Annotated in this window: 1 protein-coding gene; it reads left to right on the top strand. The window is 70.4% G+C overall.

From position 1 onward, the window contains the following. The first annotated feature begins 141 nt into the window (after positions 1–141). Positions 142–558, top strand: coding sequence for a TonB system transport protein ExbD (gene exbD, locus LQR33_RS24125; RefSeq protein ID WP_221667571.1), 417 nt, complete (start codon positions 142–144; stop codon positions 556–558). Positions 559–723: the final 165 nt, after the last annotated feature.

Genomic DNA, 723 nt, shown 5'->3' with positions numbered 1-723 from the left:
GCCGCGATTCCGGCGGTGGTGATCTACAACTTGTTCAGCCGCTGGCTGCAAGGCCACAAAGGCCTGCAGCAGCAGGTGGCCGGCCAGTTGCTGCTGCTGCTCAGCCGCGAGCTGGACGCGCGCGCGGGGAGGAACTGAACGATGGGCGGCTTTCCTTCCGGCGGCGGCGACGAGCTGGCCGAGCTGTCCGAAATCAACGTCACGCCCTTCATCGACGTGATGCTGGTGTTGCTGATCATCTTCATGGTGGCCGCGCCCTTGTCCAGCGTCGACCAGCGCATAGAACTGCCGGCCTCCAGCGCCAAGCCGGCGCCGCGGCCGGATAAGCCGCTGATCATCACCTTGCAGCCGGACCGCAGCCTGCTGCTGGGCGACAAGCCGGCGCCGCTGGCGCGTTTGGGCGAAGTCCTCGATGCCGCCACCGGCAGCCGCCGCGACACCCCGCTGTTTTTCCAGGCCGACCGCGCCGCCGCGTATGAGGACGTGATGGCGGTGATGGACGCCTTGCGCGCCGCCGGCTACTTGCAAGTGGGCCTGGTGGGCCGGGAGGCGGGCTGATGGCCGCTGCCGAGCGTAAGCCGCGGCCCGTCGTCGGCTGGGGCAGCGGCGCTTTGCTGCTGACACTCGCGCCGCTGCTGTGGGCATGGATCTGCCTGCCTGCCGCGCGCGAGGCCGAGCCGCCGAGCGCCCAGGCCGCGGTGGTGCAGCTGGTGGCCCTGCAGG

The sequence above is a fragment of the Chromobacterium piscinae genome (assembly GCF_021129175.1).
GTDB classification, from domain to species: Bacteria; Pseudomonadota; Gammaproteobacteria; order Burkholderiales; family Chromobacteriaceae; genus Chromobacterium; species Chromobacterium piscinae.
This window is presented reverse-complemented; position numbering and strand designations above follow the sequence as displayed.